The 352-nt window shown below is 53.4% G+C and carries 1 protein-coding gene; it reads left to right on the forward strand.

Annotated features, from left to right (window positions below):
* Positions 1-352 (forward strand): hypothetical protein (locus AC1RPH_RS08060; RefSeq protein ID WP_481762067.1); only part of this gene is annotated, 352 nt, incomplete at both ends.

Here is a 352-nt window from a genome sequence, read left to right on the forward strand (position 1 = left end):
CAGTTCTGCGTGTCGATTATGTGCACGATCCTGCGCGTCAACCCATCGTCGGCCTCAACGAGAAACCGGAAAGCGATTCGGAGAAAGTTCAAATCGCACTAGGCGGCCTGCGCCTTACGTTCAAGTTCGACAAGTTCGATCAACGTTCGCGCAAGCTCCCGACGAAGCCGGGACGTGATCAGCAGGTGGAACACGAACACGGATATGTTCATACCGTGATCGAGATCAAGAAGGGTGGAGAATACGTTCCCACGTATTCGACACGTTGCCGTTACGCGGACGTGTCGAATGTACTCCCTGTCGTCACACAGCTGATGACGGTTTTGCAGTTCAATCCCAGTAACCTTGAGGT

This window comes from Dellaglioa sp. CoH-57-MRSF-16, from assembly GCF_056782055.1.